At 32.8% G+C, this 4,404-nt stretch carries 6 protein-coding genes; 1 reads left to right on the forward strand and 5 read right to left on the reverse strand.

Annotated features, from left to right (window positions below):
- Window positions 1-441 precede the first annotated feature (441 nt).
- Complete coding sequence (locus WKU33_RS18615) at window positions 442-1,554, reverse strand: hypothetical protein (protein WP_340456061.1); 1,113 nt, start codon at window positions 1,552-1,554, stop codon at window positions 442-444.
- Between the two features lie 90 nt (window positions 1,555-1,644).
- Here WKU33_RS18615 and WKU33_RS18620 point away from each other — a divergent pair, with 90 nt between their 5' ends.
- On the forward strand, window positions 1,645-1,770 hold the full coding sequence (locus tag WKU33_RS18620) for a hypothetical protein (protein WP_340456063.1): 126 nt from the start codon (window positions 1,645-1,647) through the stop codon (window positions 1,768-1,770).
- Between the two features lie 225 nt (window positions 1,771-1,995).
- On the opposite strand, the gene WKU33_RS19155 is transcribed toward WKU33_RS18620, so the two are convergent.
- The 4 genes from WKU33_RS19155 to WKU33_RS18635 all read right to left on the reverse strand — a co-directional run bounded on the left by WKU33_RS19155 (window position 1,996) and on the right by WKU33_RS18635 (window position 3,879).
- Window positions 1,996-2,211: a DUF7695 domain-containing protein gene (locus WKU33_RS19155; RefSeq protein ID WP_445321713.1), complete on the reverse strand. Its 216-nt coding sequence runs from the start codon at window positions 2,209-2,211 to the stop codon at window positions 1,996-1,998.
- A 160-nt stretch (window positions 2,212-2,371) separates the two neighbouring features.
- Complete coding sequence (locus WKU33_RS18625; protein ID WP_340456065.1) at window positions 2,372-2,659, reverse strand: nucleotidyltransferase family protein; 288 nt, start codon at window positions 2,657-2,659, stop codon at window positions 2,372-2,374.
- A 59-nt stretch (window positions 2,660-2,718) separates the two neighbouring features.
- Window positions 2,719-3,174, reverse strand: coding sequence for a hypothetical protein (locus WKU33_RS18630; RefSeq protein WP_340456069.1), 456 nt, complete (start codon window positions 3,172-3,174; stop codon window positions 2,719-2,721).
- 132 nt (window positions 3,175-3,306) lie between these two features.
- A complete protein-coding gene (locus tag WKU33_RS18635; RefSeq protein WP_340456067.1) occupies window positions 3,307-3,879 on the reverse strand; it encodes an HNH endonuclease in 573 nt (190 codons plus the stop codon).
- Between the last annotated feature and the right edge of the window lie 525 nt (window positions 3,880-4,404).

Genomic DNA, 4,404 nt, shown 5'->3' on the forward strand with positions numbered 1-4,404 from the left:
CGAAAAAGATGACTCCTGTTAGAAACCAACAGAAGTCATCTTTTTTATTCTACTTTTATTTTGCAATAGAACAATGGAACAGTGGCCTTATTTAATCGCAATATTTACCGTTTCATAAGCCTAAACCGAGCAAACCCTTGATACAGATGGACTTTAACAATTTATTTATCCTCTTCCGGGACGACTATTATATAACCGTAGCCCAAAATTCACACCTAATTTTCCGAATAATATCTATTCTATTTTTTGGGCATTAGAGAAACATGAATCCCCGACCCTACACCCAATATTCTATGAATTTTACAGAACTGACTGAAACACTTTTTACATTTTTCCCGTACTGAATTAGTTAAAAACTATATATTCCTGCAATTTCAAAAAAATGGACACTTAGGTAAATAACCCAAACCTATTGTTTGTTCAAACTGATAGACCCTTTCCTCAATGTCCGTGGCTTTGAGTTAATTGAAGAACGTACTCCATCAAACTATATTCTTTTCTATTTTTCCAATCACAAATAAGCCCACAAACATCGTTAAGTAGAATTTCTCCCGGAACCAAGTCTGTTAATTTAACTGAAAATGAAAAGGTAGATCCATAGAATCCAATAAGCCCAACTAATTCACGGTCTATTTGAGTAATGAAAATGTAGTGTGATCTATCTGGATAGAGAGTACCAAAACGTTTTTTCATCATATTATCACTCTCCATAATACTTACGAAATTATTTTCACCTTCGCCAGTGTATATCCAATTTCTGATTGAATCGAATCTAGAATTTAAGATAAATTCTTGGCCCTTTTCTAATGCAAGGAAATTAAAAACCATTTTAGCGATTACACGAGATGTTATATCAAAATCAAAGGAAATACTTTGGTGAGTTGAAACTTGACTAGAACTTTTATTAGAATCATTAACAGTCACTGACTTCGACTGCTGTATATGCTTAATAAAGTCGAGAGCTAAAGATTCCTTTGCGTTACTGTTAATAGCTAAAAACCATTTATTTTCTAATTCGCCGAACAATGCAAGGTTTTCAGGCATATTTTCATCAAGGATTAAAATATAATTCTCCATTTTCTTTACACTTTCTATAAAGCTTAGTAAAACCTGTTGTGGGTCATCATCAGCTTTTATAAGTATTGGATTCAGTGAAGTTAGAATATTATTCTTATTAGTATCATCTAAATTAAAAATAAATTGGTTAATTGCATAAGGCTTTCCTAATTCTAAATAGCCAAGGGAATATTTGTAACTTGATTCATCATCGGGGTGTTGTGAAACCATAACGTTCACTTTAGACTTAGATGCTTTTTTGATATTAAGCTTTCCACGTTTACCGGGACCCTCAAATTGCCGAACTAACGATATGATAGAATCCCTTGTGAAGTGTTTTTCCAACCTTGAAAAATAGTTATTTGCTTCATGTGAAACATAAGATTTAGGTAATTTCCTTTGCCCACCAATTGCCGCTAATATTACATGGTCTCCAGATTTAAGTTCTGCATCATCGTGAGGCTGTTTAGTGTAAATACAAATATTATTTGATTCCATAAAAATTCTCCTTTTTAAAAATTATAATATATCTATCATATTCTAGTTTTCTATTCATATATTAATAGAAAAAATAATGAGGTGAGCTAATTGCTAAGATTTATTTTAAGAAGACGAAATACAGATGCAGAAATTGTTAGACTTTTTGTAAAGGTAGCGAAAAAGGAAGCGAAAAAAAGCGGTGCAAAATCTATAGGTATTAGAAAAGCAAATTAGTTAGTATAAACGCTATGAACTTAGTTTCAAAGTCCATAGCGTTCTTGCACTTTCTATTCCATTTATCCAATTAAATATTGAGAGAAACAATATCATTCACCCTTCTATTTTATACTTTTTACATAAAAGCGTAACAAAGACCTAACCTTTTACATACATCCCGTACTGATACTACCTATGACATATATTCCTTACCTATTGTTAATTGCTTGAACTGCTAAATTTTCAATCATCCTCGTAAACTGAATAACTAAAATCAATAAAATCCTCTAGTTTTGCATTTCCAGATTGATTCATCCCCCAGCCGTACCGCTGGTAATCCTTCCCTCCGTCTAGAAATATAGCACCACATTTACATCTCTTAAAATCATGGCTATGTATTGATTCAATAATATCGTCGCACTTTTTACAACGAACCCTGTTTATTATTACCTTTTTCACTTAGTACCGTTCCTTTCCAACTATTGTGTTCGTTCGACTGGTCGTTTAAATAACAATAAAGTTTGGGGATACAAAACGTATAAAAAGTTGTAAATGATTTTGAATCTATCAATCATCAATTTTTAAGCATTATGATATATTTTGTGATTAATGTATCATTTTACAGTTTAACGGCTTCAGCTAATACATCCTGCTTTATACTCCAATGAAGGGAATTTTCTGTGACGACATCAACTTTTACACCCAGCAGATCTTCAACTTCATGTTTAAAATGAATCAAATCAAATAAACTTCTGCCTTTTTCAATTTCGACAAGTAAGTCAAGGTCGCTTTTTGGTACATCCTCAGATCTTGCTACCGAACCAAATACTCGTATATGACTAATTCCGCACTTATACCCAACCTTTAATATTAAATCACGTTTTTCTTTAAGAACATTACACAGCACAGTACATCCCTCACATTCGTATTTTATCTTCTAATTCGAATGCAGTTGGATAATAATCACTAATTATCCTTTCGTCGATCATCAACTATCCTTTGCAAGAATGCTTCCCACTGATCATCTTCTAAGTAGAAAAAGTCCAAATAAGAAGATTCAGCTTCATCTCCAAATGGCCCTTTCTCTATCATCATCCTTTGACCATATCCTTCGTTTCGCGAAGAATATATAGATTGCAAGTTAGATATTAATTGGTTAAATCGCATGTCCGGTTGCTGTTCCCAGATCCTTTGTATGAGTGACATAATTCTATTTATTCGTTCCTTCTCCCGCATTTTCTCACCTCTGTTTTTTTCATTATCCATACTCTCAATTGTACCATCGTAATATTCCTTAACCCACCCATGCTTTGTGTTATATACAATAGCAGTCTTATTGGCTTTAGCATCAATCCTTGCACGTTCACCTGTCATCTTAGCCCACTTATCCACCCATTCAAACTTTCTCTTATTTTCCGTCATAAAATAACCCTATCCCTTCCTACTTTATTCTTAAAGCAACTATGTTATATCTCATTTCAATATCGACTTTCCTTATTTGAAAACAAGCAGAAAGTTAATTATTTTACGTTTTAACACACTAAATTAAACCGTTTAACCTTGTTCAATCAATTTCACTTTATATATATATTCCCCATACCCAATATCACCCTTATATAGATTACACTCGATACAAGCACAAACACAGTTAAAAGGTGTACTTGCTCCATCTTTTGATTTAGCAACTTTGTGATCAATTGTATCGCCGTAACAACCGCAGTAATGGCAAATATAACTATCTCGTTGGAATATAAATTCCCTTAATGACTTCCAATTGAAGAAATTGTGAATTAATGTACTATGTACTATACCTGCCGCTCCTTCTTCCACTAGCTTCTTTGCTCTATCATAGCTTATTATATCTTCATATCGAAAACCACTTGCACTACGGCCACGAATAACGATTTCTTTGAAAGGGTCTAACGAGGACGTATCGAAATTATATTCTTGTCGTGGACCTAGTATTCTCTCATGCCTACAATCTTTGCAATCCCTACAAAATGATTTTCGCTTTGTTGGATTAGCCTTTCTCCCACCTGTAGTTTGAAATTCCTTTATATATTTACTTTCCCCGCATATTTTACATTTCTTATAGATTCTACAAGCATCACCGATACTAACACTCAATATAACCGCCTAGAACGAAACTTTCACTGTCTCAATTATTTTTCTTAACCCTTATTCATTACTAGCATTTCAGGGTTGGTTAATTATTTTTTAACACGTTTTAACAATACATTCAAACGACTTTACCAAGAATAAAAATATCTTATGCCTTTAAATTAACCATTTATGACCACTAACTGACCATTCATGGCTGTAAACTGACCTGATAAGGAAATAGTGTATAAATCTTATAAGATAGCAGTTATAATAGCATTAATAAATAAAGTAAAAGTGATATGACACACTGAATATGAGCATAAAGGATGGAATCGATTGTTTAGGGAGGAATATAAAGGATGGGATCATTCTATATTTTAGGTATTGTAAATAAATTTGAAGCAAAATCTACTAGCTCACTTAATCAAGCCCATTGGTGTAAAGCTCCACATTGTTCCATCTAAAACACTTGCTAATTGTTCAAATTCCTCCAGATTAAAAATAGACTTCCCTGCTATAATGTGCTAAGTTTTTTTCATATTAATAGAG

The sequence above is a fragment of the Oceanobacillus sp. HCA-5259 genome, from assembly GCF_037892815.1.
Lineage (GTDB): Bacteria > Bacillota > Bacilli > Bacillales > Amphibacillaceae > Oceanobacillus > Oceanobacillus indicireducens.